The sequence below is a fragment of the Pseudidiomarina sp. genome, from assembly GCF_048268165.1.
Taxonomy (GTDB): Bacteria; Pseudomonadota; Gammaproteobacteria; order Enterobacterales; family Alteromonadaceae; genus Pseudidiomarina.
On the sequence record NZ_JBLWWA010000001.1, the window covers coordinates 1,302,906 to 1,317,993 of the forward strand.

General features: G+C 50.5%; 13 protein-coding genes, 1 other RNA gene and 1 pseudogene. 5 read left to right on the plus strand and 10 right to left on the minus strand.

Annotation, left to right across the window (positions count from 1 at the left end; genetic code table 11):
* Nucleotides 1-2: 2 nt before the first annotated feature.
* Genes mraY through mraZ form a run of 7 tightly spaced genes read right to left on the minus strand, consistent with a single transcriptional unit; the run spans nucleotide 3 to nucleotide 7,461 of the window.
* Nucleotides 3-1,085 carry a phospho-N-acetylmuramoyl-pentapeptide-transferase gene (gene mraY, locus ACN0UY_RS06205; RefSeq protein ID WP_417665822.1) on the minus strand — a complete coding sequence of 361 codons (1,083 nt, stop codon included), beginning with the start codon at nucleotides 1,083-1,085 and terminating at the stop codon, nucleotides 3-5.
* Complete coding sequence (locus ACN0UY_RS06210; protein WP_417665823.1) at nucleotides 1,079-2,524, minus strand: UDP-N-acetylmuramoyl-tripeptide--D-alanyl-D-alanine ligase; 1,446 nt, start codon at nucleotides 2,522-2,524, stop codon at nucleotides 1,079-1,081. The genes mraY and ACN0UY_RS06210 overlap by 7 nt, the downstream gene beginning before the upstream one ends.
* Nucleotides 2,521-4,014 (minus strand): UDP-N-acetylmuramoyl-L-alanyl-D-glutamate--2,6-diaminopimelate ligase, encoded by a 1,494-nt coding sequence (gene murE / locus ACN0UY_RS06215; protein WP_417665824.1) that lies wholly within the window; start codon nucleotides 4,012-4,014, stop codon nucleotides 2,521-2,523. The genes ACN0UY_RS06210 and murE overlap by 4 nt, the downstream gene beginning before the upstream one ends.
* The gene (locus ACN0UY_RS06220) at nucleotides 4,007-5,755 is read right to left on the minus strand and encodes a peptidoglycan D,D-transpeptidase FtsI family protein (protein WP_417665825.1); all 1,749 of its coding nucleotides are present in this window, start codon (nucleotides 5,753-5,755) and stop codon (nucleotides 4,007-4,009) included. Before ACN0UY_RS06220 ends, murE begins: the two co-directional genes overlap by 8 nt.
* Entirely contained in the window at nucleotides 5,746-6,063 is a 318-nt protein-coding gene (gene ftsL, locus ACN0UY_RS06225) for a cell division protein FtsL (protein ID WP_417665826.1), read from the minus strand. The genes ACN0UY_RS06220 and ftsL overlap by 10 nt, the downstream gene beginning before the upstream one ends.
* Nucleotides 6,053-7,003: a 16S rRNA (cytosine(1402)-N(4))-methyltransferase RsmH gene (rsmH, locus tag ACN0UY_RS06230; RefSeq protein ID WP_417665827.1), complete on the minus strand. Its 951-nt coding sequence runs from the start codon at nucleotides 7,001-7,003 to the stop codon at nucleotides 6,053-6,055. The genes ftsL and rsmH overlap by 11 nt, the downstream gene beginning before the upstream one ends.
* Nucleotides 7,003-7,461, minus strand: coding sequence for a division/cell wall cluster transcriptional repressor MraZ (mraZ, locus tag ACN0UY_RS06235; protein WP_128352147.1), 459 nt, complete (start codon nucleotides 7,459-7,461; stop codon nucleotides 7,003-7,005). The genes rsmH and mraZ overlap by 1 nt, the downstream gene beginning before the upstream one ends.
* Nucleotides 7,462-7,987: 526 nt before the next feature.
* Between mraZ and ACN0UY_RS06240 the strand changes: the two are divergent.
* A pseudogene (locus ACN0UY_RS06240) lies at nucleotides 7,988-9,751 on the plus strand (putative bifunctional diguanylate cyclase/phosphodiesterase); the annotation flags it as partial.
* Between the two features lie 143 nt (nucleotides 9,752-9,894).
* Here the strand turns inward: ACN0UY_RS06240 and rnpB are convergent.
* Both rnpB and rsmI read right to left on the minus strand, forming a co-directional pair.
* An RNA gene (gene rnpB / locus ACN0UY_RS06245) (RNase P RNA component class A) lies at nucleotides 9,895-10,256 on the minus strand.
* 12 nt (nucleotides 10,257-10,268) lie between these two features.
* Nucleotides 10,269-11,120: a 16S rRNA (cytidine(1402)-2'-O)-methyltransferase gene (rsmI, locus tag ACN0UY_RS06250; protein ID WP_417665828.1), complete on the minus strand. Its 852-nt coding sequence runs from the start codon at nucleotides 11,118-11,120 to the stop codon at nucleotides 10,269-10,271.
* 94 nt (nucleotides 11,121-11,214) lie between these two features.
* Here rsmI and ACN0UY_RS06255 point away from each other — a divergent pair, with 94 nt between their 5' ends.
* From ACN0UY_RS06255 to dolP, 4 genes are read left to right on the plus strand one after another with little or no spacing between them, the layout of a single operon-like run.
* On the plus strand, nucleotides 11,215-13,062 hold the full coding sequence (locus ACN0UY_RS06255) for a penicillin-binding protein activator (protein WP_417665829.1): 1,848 nt from the start codon (nucleotides 11,215-11,217) through the stop codon (nucleotides 13,060-13,062).
* A 38-nt stretch (nucleotides 13,063-13,100) separates the two neighbouring features.
* Nucleotides 13,101-13,451 (plus strand): YraN family protein, encoded by a 351-nt coding sequence (locus tag ACN0UY_RS06260; RefSeq protein WP_417665830.1) that lies wholly within the window; start codon nucleotides 13,101-13,103, stop codon nucleotides 13,449-13,451.
* Nucleotides 13,452-13,460: 9 nt separating this feature from the next.
* Nucleotides 13,461-14,033, plus strand: a complete 573-nt coding sequence (locus ACN0UY_RS06265) for an SIS domain-containing protein (RefSeq protein WP_417665831.1) — start codon at nucleotides 13,461-13,463, stop codon at nucleotides 14,031-14,033.
* Nucleotides 14,030-14,605 carry a division/outer membrane stress-associated lipid-binding lipoprotein gene (gene dolP, locus ACN0UY_RS06270; RefSeq protein WP_417665832.1) on the plus strand — a complete coding sequence of 192 codons (576 nt, stop codon included), beginning with the start codon at nucleotides 14,030-14,032 and terminating at the stop codon, nucleotides 14,603-14,605. The genes ACN0UY_RS06265 and dolP overlap by 4 nt, the downstream gene beginning before the upstream one ends.
* A 6-nt stretch (nucleotides 14,606-14,611) precedes the next feature.
* On the opposite strand, the gene ACN0UY_RS06275 is transcribed toward dolP, so the two are convergent.
* Nucleotides 14,612-15,079: a ClpXP protease specificity-enhancing factor gene (locus tag ACN0UY_RS06275; RefSeq protein WP_417665833.1), complete on the minus strand. Its 468-nt coding sequence runs from the start codon at nucleotides 15,077-15,079 to the stop codon at nucleotides 14,612-14,614.
* Nucleotides 15,080-15,088: the final 9 nt, after the last annotated feature.

Consider the following 15,088-nt stretch of genomic DNA (forward strand, 5'->3'; position numbering starts at 1 on the left):
GTTTATCTCAGTTTCAAGGTCGCTAAACCAATAAGCACAAACACCAGGCTCAATATCCAAAACCGCACGATAACGCGCGGCTCTGGCCAGCCTTTTAATTCATAATGGTGATGAATAGGTGCCATACGAAAAACCCGTTTGCCGCGCAATTTGTAAGACCCTACTTGCAATATCACGCTGAGGGTTTCCATCACAAAAACGCCCCCCATAATGAACAACACCAATTCTTGACGCACCATTACGGCAATGATGCCCAGTGCGGCGCCCAAAGTCAGCGAGCCGACATCGCCCATAAAGACCATGGCCGGATAGGTGTTGAACCAAAGGAAGCCCAAACCCGCCCCGAAAATTGCGGTACACACAATCAACAGTTCACCAGACAAGGGCAAAAATGGAATACTTAAATACTGTGCAAAATTCGCGTTACCTGAGGCGTAGGCGAATACCCCGAGTGCGCCAGCAACCATGATCGTTGGGACAATCGCCAAACCGTCAAGGCCATCGGTTAAGTTCACGGCGTTGCTGGTGCCTACCACTACAAAATAGGCCAACAAGATGTACATCATGCCCAGTTGCGGCATCACGTCTTTGAAAAATGGAACCAGCAGTTGCGTTTCTGCGCCGATGGTTGCGTTTGCATACAAATAGACAGCGGCTAAGGTTGCGATGAGCGACTGCCAAAAATACTTCCAACGCGCTGGTAAACCGCGTGAGTTCTTCTGCACCACTTTACGGTAGTCGTCAATGAAACCCACTAAACCAAAGCCAATTACCACCGCTAACACGACATGCACGTAACGGTTGGTTAAATCAGCCCATAATAATGTCGACAACACGATGGACGCGATAATCAATACCCCACCCATGGTAGGCGTGCCGGCTTTACTTAAATGCGACTGTGGGCCGTCGTCACGCACCGCTTGACCGACTTGTAAACGCTGCAAGTATTTGATGAGCGTTGGCCCCATCCATAATGAGATTAGCAATGCTGTTAGCACGCTAAGAATAGCGCGCATAGTAAGGTACGAGATGACATTAAAAGCACTCGCAAATTGGGTTAAGTATTCGGCTAACCACACTAGCATGCGTGCTTTCCTTCTTTTGGTGTCATAGGCTGTAGTTCTTCCTGACGGTGTTGCAACGCCTCAATTACACGCTCCATTCGTGCGCTGCGCGACCCTTTTACTAAAATGGTTATCGGGGCTTGTGCTTGCTTCACCGTAGCAATGATGGCTTCAACCAGACCTTCAATTGCCGAGAAATGACGGCCGCCACGCCCGTTAAAAACTTCGCTCGCACTTTGGCTCAATACCCCTGCGGTATACAAATTATCGATACCCGCCTTAATGGCGTACGCACCGACTTCTTCGTGGTATTCCCGAGCTTGACTGCCAAGTTCACCCATGTCACCGAGCACCATCATGCGGTAACCTGGATAGGCAGCGAGCATGTCCAGTGCGGCTTTTACCGAGCCCACATTGGCGTTATAGCTATCATCAATGAGGCGAATATGGTCGTTGAGGCGAATCACGTGTAACCGACCTGCCACTGGTGTTAATTCAGCCAATGCAGTTTGTGCATCGGTGAGCGCACAACCTACCGCAACCGCAGCCCGAATAGCCACTAGTGCGTTGTCAACATTGTGTAAACCAGGCAAGCTCAGCTTAATATGTGCTTGCTGTGGCGTGGCTCCGCCCAGTTCAACATCAAATTCAGCACACCCTTGCTCATCCACTGAAATATTGCGCGCACGCACCGTAGGTTGCGGCTGCTGCGCATCTTCCGGTGCGCGGCCAAAGGTTTCGTGATGAACACCGCTGAGCTGCTGTGCCCAGCCTTGCGCAAAGTCGGAATGAAATGGTGTAAGCGCTAAGCCATGCGGACCGAGCCCACGGAAAATTTCGGATTTGGCGCGATAGACCCCATGAATGTCACCAAAGCCTTCAACATGTGCCGGCGCCACGTTATTGATTATGGCTACATCTGGTTGGGTTAAACGCGTGGTGTAAGCAATTTCACCTAAATGGTTAGCGCCAAGTTCAATCACGGCAAACTGATGGTGCGGCTCTATACGTAACAACGTAAGCGGCACTCCAATATCATTATTAAAGTTACCCGCTGTTGCCAGCACCTCGCCTTGCTTGCGTAATATTGCAGCAAGCATTTCTTTGACAGTGGTTTTACCGCTGCTACCGGTAATCGCAATGGTTTTTGGTGCTACTTTGGCTTTCACTGCGGCACCAAGTAGACCCAACGCATGGCGGGTATCTGCCACGATAATTTGCGGTGCTCCGTCGCAATCTTCGGCACTAAGCTCGCGCTCTACCATCACCGCTGCAGCACCATCGCGGATAGCTTGGCTGGCAAAGTCATGGGCATCAAAGTTAGGGCCTTTTAAGGCAATAAACAGACAGCCGTTGGGCATATTCCGCGTGTCGGTACTGACTTGATCAACGGTACGGTTAACACCAATCAGACGTCCTTCAACAGCTGCTGCAATCCAAGCGAGGTCAATGCGAATCATGATAATTCCTCCGCAGATTGGCTGGCTGCGATGATTTCTGCAACCAGTTTGCGTTCATCGTAGTCGATGCGCTGCTGACCAATAACCTGATAGTCTTCGTGCCCTTTACCAGCCAGCACTACCACATCATCGGCCTTGGCTTGCGCAATCACTTGGCGTACGGCATTGTCGCGTCCCATAATGACTTGCACGCGCTGACGGCTTGGCATACCTGCAAGAATATCTTTGACGATTTGCTCAGGTTCTTCAGTCCGCGGATTGTCGTCAGTAACCACCACTTGGTCGGCCAAATCTGCAGCGACTGCGCCCATTTGTGGCCGCTTGCCACGGTCACGGTCGCCACCACATCCGAATACACACCACAATTGGCCGTGGCAATGGCGACGCAATGCGCTCAACACCTGCTGCAGGGCATCTGGGGTATGCGCATAGTCCACAATCACCAAAGGTTTACCGGCGGTTCCACCGAACGCTTCCATACGGCCCGGCACAGCATGTAATTTGGTGCAGGCTGCCACTACCGATTGCGGCGAATGCCCAAGCGCCATCACCGCACCAATTGCAGCCAATAGGTTGTAAACATTAAAGCCACCGAGTAACGGCGAGTGCACAGTTAGCTGTTCAAGACTGTCATGGCTGTGACGCACATTGAGGATGAATTCGGTGCCGTCATGCGCATAACGCACGTCGCTTGCCCACAAACTGTGCGCGGCTGACTGCGGTGTTAAGCTAAAGCGCCAGCTGTCGGTGCGGTCGGGCAACCAAGCTGCGACTGCTGCATCATCGGCATTCAGTACGCTGAACTGGGTGTCGAGTTCGGTAAATAGGCGGCGTTTTGCACCGGCGTAGTTGGCCATGGTGCCATGGTAATCAAGGTGATCACGGCTTATGTTAGTTGCTACACCCACTTTAAAGTGTACTGCTTCAACGCGGCGCTGTACCAACGCGTGCGAAGACACTTCCATTGCCACAGCTTGAGCGCCTTCGCTGCGTAGCACGTGCAAACGATGCTGTACGGCAATCGCGTCAGGCGTGGTGTGCGTTTCTGGTAATAGACGTCCCGGAAAGCCGCTGCCGGTCGTGCCGATAACACCACAACGCACCCCAAGTGATTCAAGTAACTGGGCTGCAATGTATGTCACTGAGGTTTTACCGTTGGTGCCCGTCACGCCAATCACATCGATTGCTTGCGACGGCTCGTGGAAGAAACGTCCAGCAATGTGCGACAACTGATTTTTAAGTTGAGGTACTTCAATGACCCATGTAGAGCCGCGAAGCTCCATGCCTACCGTTTCAGAATCGGCCAGCACCACTGCTGCTCCGGCTGCAATTGCTGCATCAATAAAGTGACGCCCGTCCACCTGATATCCAGGTACGGCAATAAAGAGGTCATTGGCAGCAACCTGGCGGCTGTCTAGCTTCAGGCCGCCCACTTTCACAGCAGGCAGTTGCATCGGGTATTCCGGTAACAAGGTCATGAGATCAATCACGTGAACCTCCGAAGCCGGCAGCTTTTAATTCAGTGTTGGCCAAATTGTCGGGTGGCACATTCATAACCCGCAGGGCGTCACTGACAATTTCAGCGAATACAGGCGCTGACACCTCACTGCCATAATATTCGTCGCCACTGGGTTCATTGATGGTAACCACCACGGCAATGCGCGGCTCACTAACGGGTGCGACACCTGCGAATAACGTTACATATTCATCGCCATAGCCGCCGGCGATGGCCTTACGCGACGTACCGGTTTTGCCAGCCACACGGTAGCCACGAACCTGTGCTCGACTGCCTGAACCATTGGCCACCACGCTTTCTAACATGGCTAACACGGTGTCGGCGTTTTGTTTGGAAATCACTTGCTCGCCTGCGGGCTTGCCTTCGCGACGCTGAATGGTTAACGGGTTACGAATGCCGCTATTGCCAATAATGGCGTACATCTGTGCTAACTGAAGCGTGGTTGCCGACATGCCATAACCATAAGATAAGGTTGCAATTTCAAAGTCTGACCACCGCTGGCGGTTTTGTAAAATACCAAAGCTTTCGCCCAACATGGCGACTCCTGTATCGTTGCCGAAGCCTACTGCAGCATAAGTATTCAGCATTGTGTCGATACCTGCTGCTAAAGCTACTTTGGCAGTGCCAACGTTACTTGAGTTCTCTAAAATTTGTGTAATGGTCAGTTCACCCCGATTGCGTGGATCACTGACCCGACGGCCACCTAAACGCAGCCAACCTGGGCTGGTGTCGATAACATCAGTGGCCTTAATCACACCTGACTCCAAACCCGCGAGAATAGCGAGTGGCTTCACCGTAGAGCCGGGTTCATAGGCGTCCGTAATTGCCCGATTGCGCAATTTGTGCGGCTGCATGTCGGAGCGATTGTTTGGGTTGTAGGACGGGCTGTTGACCATTGCGAGCACCTCGCCGGTTTGCACGTCAAGAATCACGGCCGAACCTGAAGTCGCCTGGTGATAGCGCACGGCTTTTTTGACTTCGGCATAAGCCAGTGATTGCAAACGTTGATCAATACTCAGCGTTAATTGTTGTGGTTGTTGCGCTTCGGTAACTCGTATTTCTTCAACAACCCGTCCTGCCGCGTCCTTGCGATAAACTCGCTCACCGGGAACACCGGTAAGTACTTGGTTATAAATAGCCTCAAGGCCATCAATGCCGAGACCGTCAATGTCGGTGAAGCCCACCACATGGGCGGCAATTTCACCGGCGGGATAAAAACGCCGCGATTCTGTTTTTAAATACACGCCGGGAATACCGAGTTGACGCACAAAGTCGGCCACGCCCGGTGTTACTTTGCGTTCTAGGTACACAAACCGACGGGTCGGGTCGGCAACTTTACTCATCAGATCGTTCACGTCGGTGCGGAACACCTCCGCCAACGCCAACCAGCGCTCACGATTATCGAGCCCGTTGCCTTCGTGCACTCGTTTGGGATCTGCCCATACCGTTTGTACCGGTACACTTACCGCCAGTTCGCGACCATTGCGATCAAGAATGCTACCGCGTTGAACGGTCGTTGCATCGGCGCGTAGTGAACGGCGGTCACCCTCATAAATCAGGCGCTCAGGTTCTATAATTTGAATATATGCTGCGCGAGCCACCAAGCTACCGAACACGCCCAAAACCACCAACATGGCGAAGTAGAAACGCGCCTTGCTTAAGTGTGGTTGCGCTTTTTTTGTTGCGCGGCGGTTTGGCTTTGGTGTTATTGCCATGGCACTAGCACCTCCTGCTCAGCGTCTGCACGCACCATATTCAGGCGTTGCTCAGCAATGCGCTCTACCCGGTTGTGCTCAGTCAACGTGTTCTGTTCAATCTGTAAATGCCGCCATTCAATATCAAGCGCATCACGCTCTGACAGCAACTCATCACGCTCGATGGTGAGCAAGCGATGCCCATGCGAAACGTAGATAACTGCCAAGGCACTTGTTATGGCCATTAAAAACAGCAACACCAGCACAAGGTGCTGGCGAAAATCGTCAAACAAAACAGATACTAACGCAGGTACTCGGCTAGCTTTCATAATCTAACCTCGCTGCAATGCGTAGCACCGAACTGCGGGCGCGTGGGTTTAATTGTGTTTCAGCGGCCGACGGCTTGATTGCTTTACCAACCAAACGCAATGTTTGGCCCCGATCAAAATCGGCATCACGAATAGGCAATCCAGCGGGAATTGAACGGCCTTTTGCCTGGCCTCGCATAAAGCGTTTTACCAACCGGTCTTCCAAGCTATGGAAACTAATAACCACCAAGCGGCCTTCTGGTTTTAAGCCAGTAACCGCAGCTGTTAATGCGGTTTCAATTTCGTCCAACTCACCGTTGATATGAATACGAATACCCTGAAAGCTACGGGTAGCTGGGTGCTTGTGTTTATCTTTAAATGGCACGGCGTTGGAAATCAGCTCAGCCAATTCACGCGTGGTGGTCAGCGGCTGTTGTTCGCGGTGCTTAACGACCGCTTGCGCAATACGCCAAGCGAAGCGCTCTTCGCCATATTCGCGCAGTACAAATGCAATCTCATCGGCACTGGCATGATTTAGAAAGTCTGCGGCAGTGGGACCACAGCTGGTATCCATGCGCATATCGAGTGGCCCTTCGCGCATAAAACTAAAACCGCGTTCGGCGTCATCCAATTGTGGGGAGGAAACGCCAAGGTCAAACAGAATGCCATCCAGTTGCCCGGACAGTTGCTGTGCTTCCAGCACTTCTGCTAAACGTGAGAATGGGGTGTGGATAATGGTAAAGCGTGGGTCATCGCGTAAGGATTCAGCTGCTGCTATCGCGGTGGGATCGCGATCCAGTGCATAAAGTTTACCTTGAGCGTTTAATTGAGCCAGAATTGCGCGCGAATGCCCCCCTCTACCGAAGGTTGCATCTAAATAAATTCCGTCTGGTTTGATCGCAAGGCCCGCAATGGACTCTTGTAACAACACCGAGACGTGTTGTTGCGCTTCTGTTGTCATTATAATGAGAAGTCTTGTAGTCGATCAGTGAGTGCCAAGTCGTCTTGTTGCTCCGCTGCCATATCGGCTGCGATCTGTTCTTGCCATGCCGCTTCAGACCAGAGTTCAAATTTATTGAGCTGACCAATAATCATGATCTTTTTGCTCAAGTCCGCATGTTGACGCAAGGTTGGTGCAATCAAAATACGGCCATTTTTATCCATCTGGCAATCTTCGGCGTGACCCAGTAACAGGCGCTGGAGACGACGCTCCGCGGGGTTCATGCTGGATAAGGTGGTGAGCTTCTGTTCAATCAATTGCCACTGTGGCAACGGATACAGCAGTAAACAAGGTTGCTTGATATCGATGGTGCAGACCATTTGTCCGTCACAATCCAAAAGCAGGCTCTTGCGATACTTTGATGGTATCGCGAGCCGGCCTTTGTCATCTAGACTGAGTGCTGCTGCGCCACGAAACATGATATTGATCCACTTTTACCCACAAATCCCCACAATGTGACAGTCTAGGTGCCGATCTTTCCACCTGTCAAGCAAAAATCCTAAGTTTGCGGTGTGCGACCGCTCTTGACGGAAAGGTTCATGTAAAGGATGATGCGGTAGGTATGTCATCTAGCATATAATTCTAACAATAAGCTTTCTCATATAAATGAAGCAGATAGATGTTGTGAGTTTTCCAGATAAGTTCGGTAAGCAGTCCGAACGCTGGCGCTTATTGCGCTACCTTGTTGTCGTGCTCTTCATCGCGTCGGCTTTGCTGTATGCGGTTTACCTTGTGGTTGATGGTGAACGCCAGCAACAGCTTGAGGTTGAAAAGCGACGTGCCGGGGAACATTTAAGCGCGATGCGTGGCCAGATTGAGCAACGTCTACAAGCTAACATGCTTGCGCTTAGGGCTTTGCGCCCAGAAATTCTTTGGCAAGACACCCCCGACCGAGTGCGCTTACAACACATCATGGATGAATTCCTTTCGTCCAATCTTGACATCATGCATGTTGCGCTTGCCCCTGACCTTGAAGTGAAATTTGTTTACCCCGTGGAAGGCAACCAGTCAATGATTGGGTTCAACTACCGCCTTGATACCGAACAATATGCTGGCATTTTACGTGCTATTTCAGTTAAAGACGTAGTGCTTACGGGGCCGTTACGTCTTACTCAAGGGCGTGAAGCATTGATCGCACGCATGCCTGTGTTCCGAAACGACCGCACGCTGTGGGGTGTTACGTCCTTAGTTATTGACCACGTGCATTTATTAGATGGTGTGCGTTTTTACCAGCATCCTAACTACTCCTTTGCGATTCGTCATGTCGTCACGGAGTCCGAAGCAACTGCGCCCGCATTTGCCGGAGAAAATGATGTATTTCAGAAAGATGCGTTGGTTACGGAAATCACCTTCCCCCGCGGGCGTTGGGAACTTGCGGCTTACCCGCGCGATGGACGCTGGGTGGCTACAAACGCAGACTTCTGGCTGCACTGGGCCATCGGTATTGGCTTAACGGCGGTTATTTTGTCTGCATTTTTAATGCTGATATTTACCCAACATCGTCTGCGCGGCGCAATTTCCACCATTGCATATCAAGCCCGCTATGACGGCCTGACTGATTTACCAAATCGCAATTTCTTCTCTGAGCAGCTCGGCGCGGATATTCGCTCTGCACTACGCAATCAACAAAAGTTCGCGTTGTTGGTTCTTGATCTCGATCATTTGCGCGAAATCAACGATGTGCTCGGCCATGAAGTTGGCGATGCGTTATTACAAAGGGTTGCTGAACGTATCCGCACCAGTATTCGTGAAGATGACTTACTTGCGCGCATCGGTGGCGATGAGTTCGCGATTGTGTTGCGTGACTTGAATGATCCGAGCGAAGCCGAAATTCGTGCGAAAACCATTATGAATGATCTGCTGCATACGCTGGATATTGAACACAACCATATTAATATGACCGCCAGTACTGGCATCGCGATGTTCCCTCATGACGGTCAAGAAGTTCAGCAGTTACTGAAGCACGCAGAATTGGCAATGTATGCCGCGAAAACGCAAGGTGCTATGAGCGTGCATTTCTTTGACGAGCAATTGCGTCAAAGTACCGAACGGGATATCAATCTGCACCATCAGATTATCAAGGGTATTGAAGCCGAGCAGTTTGAAGTGCATTACCAACCGGTTATTGAAACAGAAACCGGTTTACTGACGCGTTGTGAAGCACTGTTGCGTTGGACGCATCCTGAGCGTGGCGCTATTTCGCCAGCTGAGTTTATTCCCATTGCAGAGAAAACAGGCGCGATCATTGGTCTGGGTGATTTTGTATTGCGCCAGGTGGTGCGTGATTGGAAGAAAATGCACGCAGCTGGGCTTGATTTGTCGATAGCGCTTAACCGCTCACCGCGAGAGTTTAACGATCGCCAAGCCGCATCCCATTGGTTAAATGTAATTGCCGCTGCAGATGTGCCGCCAAATCGTCTGATGTTTGAAATTACTGAGTCGATGCTCATGCGTAATAAAGAACGCCAGTTTGCAAATTTACGCAAACTACGTGATGCGGGCATTACACTTGCCATAGACGACTTCGGTACCGGCTACTCAAGCTTGAACTACCTGCGCTCATACCCAATTGATGTGATTAAAATTGACCGCAGTTTCTTACATAATGTGCCGCATCAGGGGCAACAAAAAGCCTTGGTTGAAGTGCTGATTCGTATCGCCCACACCTTAAATATGAAAGTGGTTGCGGAAGGTGTTGAACATGAGCAGCAAGTTGAATTTCTGCAGCAACAACACTGTCACTTCCAGCAAGGGTTCTTTTACGGCCGAGCGATGCCACTCAGTGAATTTATTCGATTCACTCAGCAATTTAATCGCAACGTGATGGATAACAATAGTATCCAAGGTGAAGTGTCGGGAGCCAGCCGATAAGCCGGGTTCTGTCGAGGACAATCATTCGTCTAGCCGCTAAATCACTCTAGCGTTCAAGCAGTCTACCCGGGTTCAACGCGGGCCGCGCCAATGAACCCCTATTTGACCTTGCTCCGGGTGGAGTTTACCGTGCCACGAACTGTTACCAGCCGCGCGGTGCGCTCTTACCGCACCCTTTCACCCTTACCTGATCCCGCTTACGCAGGCCATCGGCGGTTTGCTCTCTGTTGCACTGGTCGTCGGCTTACGCCGCCCAGACGTTATCTGGCACCCTGCCCTATGGAGCCCGGACTTTCCTCCCCTTATGTGCAAGCACATAAGCAGCGATTGCCTGGCTGACTCCCGAGCGCGCATTCTACGTGTTATCTTGCTCGAGTGCTAGTTGATACAAAGTGTTTTTACGCGCACCGTGGATTTCAGCGGCCAGCGCTGCTGCTTTTTTTAACGGTAACTCTTTGCGCAACAAATTTAATGTCTTCATAGCGGCAGGGTTTACATCTTCTGCCGCCAGCTCTTCAGCCCCACCTAAAATGAGTACAATTTCACCGCGTTGTTGATTGCTATCGTCGATAACCCGTTGCTGTACTTCGGCAATGCTACCGCTCAAATAGGTTTCGAATTGCTTGGTAAGTTCACGCGCCATAACCAACGGCCTGTCGGCGCCAATTTCGCTAACCATATCGGCTAGGGTGTCGGCAATTCGATGCGGTGATTCATAAAACACTAAGGTGCGGGTTTCGCCAACAAGCTCCTGCAAACGTTTGCGTCGCTGTTGTGGTTTGGCGGGAAGAAACCCCTCAAAGGTAAATCTGTCGGTGGGTAGCCCTGCTCCCGAAAGTGCAGTTACGAAGGCGCATGCACCCGGTAACGCTGTTACGGTCACGCCCGCCTCACGGCATTGCTGCACCAAAACATACCCAGGGTCGCTGATTAGCGGCGTTCCGGCATCGCTTATTAAAGCAATATTATCGCCATGTTGTAGGCGCTCGATTACCTGACTAGCCCGTTGACGTTCATTGTGCTCGTGCAGCGCAAACATTTCTTTGCGAATGCCCAAATGCTGCAGCAGTTGTCCGCTATGGCGGGTATCTTCAGCTGCAATCGCATCACAATCGCGCAAGACATTTAACGCGCGTTCGGTGATATCCCCCAAATTACCAATGGGTGTCGGTACGATGAATAAGCAGCCCGCTTTCGTTGCGCTCATGTTAACCCCTTGTAAGAACCACACAGCTCCGTTGTTTAGGTGTGCCGTACGGTTTATAGTATGACCCATTGATGAAACTATTGGTGGATCAGAAATGACGGCTGCTATTGTGCCAAAGAAGTTGCTGCTGTGCATGGTTATTGTTGCACTAACAGCATGTTCTTCCGGCCCGCGTTCAGGGTCAGAACAACCGCAAACGCGCGGTGACGATACCGACTTTATTGCGGTGCCATTAACTGAGCAAGATCGCTCCGCATCTAGCTGGTTGGCGAATGCACGACTGCTCGAGGGTGCTGCGCAAGTGGATGCCTTATTGCAAGCAGCAGCTACCTTTCAACGTGACGAGCAGTGGCAACAAAGTGCAGTGGTTATTGCGCAAGTGCAACGCCACTTTGAGCCGCAGGCCTTGAGTGCGGAGCAGCAACAACTTGTAGCTTTGTTGGAAGCACGGTTCGCAGCCTATGAAGGCCGCTGGACCTATGCCGAGCAGTTATTACAGCCGTTGTTAACACCACGCTTATCGCAAGATTACCCTGAGCAAACACTTGAGCTTGCCTTGCAAGCTGCGCGCGCGCAGCGGCATTGGCAACAGGCTGCGCGGTATCAGTTACAGCTGGTTAATGTGGTACCGGAGCATACTGACCCCACAGAAGTATGGGCAGTATTGAAACACGTTACCGATCCGAATGCGGTGGTGTTGCCACCAAGTTCTCAACGCAGCCGATTGGTTGCTGGATGGGTGCAACTGATGACAGCCTTGCATGAAATCAGCGCCAACCCGAATCAATTCGATGCCATTTTAAATCAGTGGCAGCAGAACTTTGCTGCTCATCCCGGCCAGTTCGTGGTGGATAATCTCACTGCACTTACCGCTCAGCCCCGTAATCACGTTTTAGTATTACTCCCGCTAACCGGCCAATACCAAGAACAGGGCAATGCGGTACGCGACGGTATCATCAAAGCTTTAACCCGCCAGCCGCAGGTTAAAGCGGTGTTCGTTGATACCAACCTACTGGATTTTTCTACGCTGCCGGAGCTGCTACAACAGCATCAGGCCAGTATGCTATTGGGCCCATTATTGAAGCCGAATGTTGCTGCCATTGATGTCACTACGCTGCCAGATAATTTACCGTGGCTAACGCTCAATGAGCCGGAAACTGGTTTTGTAGCAGTGCACGGTTTACAGCACTTTTTTGCATTAGATACCGAGACTGAAATTAAGCAAGCAGCGTCTTATATGGCCCAACGTGGGCATCGGCATCCGGTTGTGCTTGCACCTGCCACCAACCGCGGGCAACAGCAAGCTGAGGTGTTTAAAGAAGCATGGCAAGCACAGTTTGCGGATGACACCAGCATTGCGTTGGGTAGCTACCGCAATACCGAAGAAATGAAATCAGCAGTGCAAAACCAGCTTGGTGTTACCACCAGTGAAGCACGTATCTACCAAGTTAAAATTGCGGCTGGCAAGATTATTGTAGAGTCTCAAGCACGTAGCCGAGCGGATATAGATTCAGTCTATTTGGTTGGTGGAATTGAACAAACGCGCTTATTGAAACCATTTATTGACGTAAATATTTCGCCGTTTATGAAAGCCCTACCCGTGTATGCCAACTCCGGCAGCCACACCCTACGCAATAATCTTAGCGAGAATGACTTAGACAATGTGCGTTTTACTGAAGCACCATGGTTGCTGCCCGGTCATAGCGAAAGCGCGGTTCTTGAAGAGCTTCTCGCGATGCGGACGGGGTGGGGCTATAGCACTGCGCGGCTTGTTGCATTTGGCCATGACGCACTAATATTAAGTCAACGTTTACCGCTACTGCAAACAATGCCGGGCATATCCGCCAAAGGGTTAACGGGCGAATTACAGGTTACTGATGAGCAAGTTACGCGGAAGCTTAATTGGGCACGCTTCAAAGGGCACGAAGTCGTCGCCGAGTAGTTAAAAACTCAGTAACATTGAAACGTTAAGGACATGGAATGTCACGCAAAGATATGGGAAATCAGGGCGAAGACATTGCCCGCGCACTGCTTGAGCAGAACGGTTTAGAACACATACAAAGCAATTTTCGCTGCGACATGGGCGAAATAGATTTAATTATGCGAGATAGCGACGCTTGGGTGTTTATTGAGGTAAAATCTCGAAGCAACGAAAAGTTTGCCAGTGTGGTTGAACAGATTACCGCAGATCAATGTCAAAGAATCCGACGCTGCGCGCAACTCTTTTTAATTCAGCAAAACTTAAATGAGCATGTTACTTTCATGCGCTTTGACATCGTCGCCATTGTGATGGACTTTGAAGAAGCCCAATGGTTGCAGGATGCATTTTGAAGAGGCTATATGCAAGACCCAATAAAAACCTTATTTACTGAGTGCATTCAAACTCAAATTGCGGCAGCGGATATGCTGCAAGAGCCGCTCGAAAGCGCTGCTAACTTATTGGTTGGGTCGTTACTGCAAGGTCGTAAGATCTATTGTTGTGGTGAGAGCCTGGCGCATGCTACCTCGCGCCATTTTGCGCACATCATGCTAACCGGCTTAAGTTTTGAAAGGCCACCCTTTCCAGTTACCTCACTACATGCCGATTATGGTGCGAAGGAACATACCCGTATGTTCGCTCAGCAAATCCAAGCCGTAGGGCAAGCAAATGATGTGTTGATGGTGTTCAACGCCTGCGAACGCGCACCACGTATAAGCGCAGCCATGGAAGCGGCGTTGAGTCGCGAGATGCTTATTATTGCAATAACACACAATAGCGACACAGACATTGCTGGCTTACTTGGCCCTGAGGATGTTGAGATAAGAATACCTACCAACAGCAGCGCAAGAGCTAGTGAGCACTTACTTCAGATATCAAATATGCTGTGTACTATTATTGAACATCGAATTTTTCCACAGGAGACCGATTCATGAACAACCGTCGGAAATTGATTCGTACGACATTTCTTAGCGCCCTTCTTACCGTGACGTTAAGTGGCTGTGCCGCAGCCTTAGTGGGCGCCACAGCGGTGGGTATTTCAGCGGCGACGGATACCCGAAGTGTGGGCACGCAAATTGATGATCAAACCATTGAAGTACGCGTGATTACGGCGTTAAAAAATGACGACCGAATGGATGACTCGCGAGTGCAAGTGGTTTCATTTAATCGTTCGGTATTGCTGTTAGGTCAGGTCACTAACAGCTCACTGCGCGAACTGGCCAGCCACATTGTTCGCAATACCCAGGGTGTAGACCGCGTGCATAACGAACTTCAAGTTGCACCCGTTATCTCGTTTGGCCAGATCAGTAAAGACACGTACATTACGAGTAAAATAAAGGCTAAATTCGTTGCTAACGATAAGATTAAAGTAAGTGATATTAAGGTCGTTACAGAGAATGGCGAGGTTGCATTAATGGGCTTGGTTGACCGTGATATTGCAAAGCTCGCTATAGATATCGCGCGCAACATTAATGGTGTTACACGCGTTATCGATGCATTTGAATAACGCGATTTATTTTACTACGCGTAAATGCGAGCCTGACGACTTCTTCTTAGTCGTTTTAGATTTTGACTTAGGTTCGCTTGGCGCCGTTTCCTCGTCTTCATCAATTTCTGAAGACAACTGCTCCGACGATTGTTCTAGCGCAGTTACACTTGGGGTGTCGTAATAAGGTTCTGGTTCAAATACTGACCCAGCACCGTTCTCACGTGCATACAGTGCTAATATTGCACCCATAGGTACAATCACCCGATGCGGGTTGCCAGAAAATCGCGCATTAAATTGCACTGACTCGTTGTCGACTACAAAGTTTGTAACCGCGGTTGGGGAAATATTAAGAATAATCTGGCCGTCTTGTACAAACTGCCACGGCACCTGACAACCAGGATAGTCAGCATCAACCACCAGATGCGGCGTTACTTGATTATCGATTATCCACTCATACACCGCCCGCACTAAGTACGGACGGCGTGGTGTCATCTCCTGGTC

Bases quoted from the DNA above. Each gene is read 5' to 3' on its own strand.
- mraY (WP_417665822.1), bottom strand. From the start codon at position 1,085: ATGCTAGTGTGGTTAGCCGAATACTTAACCCAATTTGCGAGTGCTTTT.
- ACN0UY_RS06210 (WP_417665823.1), bottom strand. From the start codon at position 2,524: ATGATTCGCATTGACCTCGCTTGGATTGCAGCAGCTGTTGAAGGACGT.
- ACN0UY_RS06220 (WP_417665825.1), bottom strand. From the start codon at position 5,755: ATGGCAATAACACCAAAGCCAAACCGCCGCGCAACAAAAAAAGCGCAA.
- ftsL (WP_417665826.1), bottom strand. From the start codon at position 6,063: ATGAAAGCTAGCCGAGTACCTGCGTTAGTATCTGTTTTGTTTGACGAT.
- rsmH (WP_417665827.1), bottom strand. From the start codon at position 7,003: ATGACAACAGAAGCGCAACAACACGTCTCGGTGTTGTTACAAGAGTCC.
- mraZ (WP_128352147.1), bottom strand. From the start codon at position 7,461: ATGTTTCGTGGCGCAGCAGCACTCAGTCTAGATGACAAAGGCCGGCTC.
- rsmI (WP_417665828.1), bottom strand. From the start codon at position 11,120: ATGAGCGCAACGAAAGCGGGCTGCTTATTCATCGTACCGACACCCATT.
- ACN0UY_RS06255 (WP_417665829.1), top strand. From the start codon at position 11,215: ATGACGGCTGCTATTGTGCCAAAGAAGTTGCTGCTGTGCATGGTTATT.
- ACN0UY_RS06260 (WP_417665830.1), top strand. From the start codon at position 13,101: ATGTCACGCAAAGATATGGGAAATCAGGGCGAAGACATTGCCCGCGCA.
- ACN0UY_RS06265 (WP_417665831.1), top strand. From the start codon at position 13,461: ATGCAAGACCCAATAAAAACCTTATTTACTGAGTGCATTCAAACTCAA.
- dolP (WP_417665832.1), top strand. From the start codon at position 14,030: ATGAACAACCGTCGGAAATTGATTCGTACGACATTTCTTAGCGCCCTT.
- ACN0UY_RS06275 (WP_417665833.1), bottom strand. From the start codon at position 15,079: ATGACACCACGCCGTCCGTACTTAGTGCGGGCGGTGTATGAGTGGATA.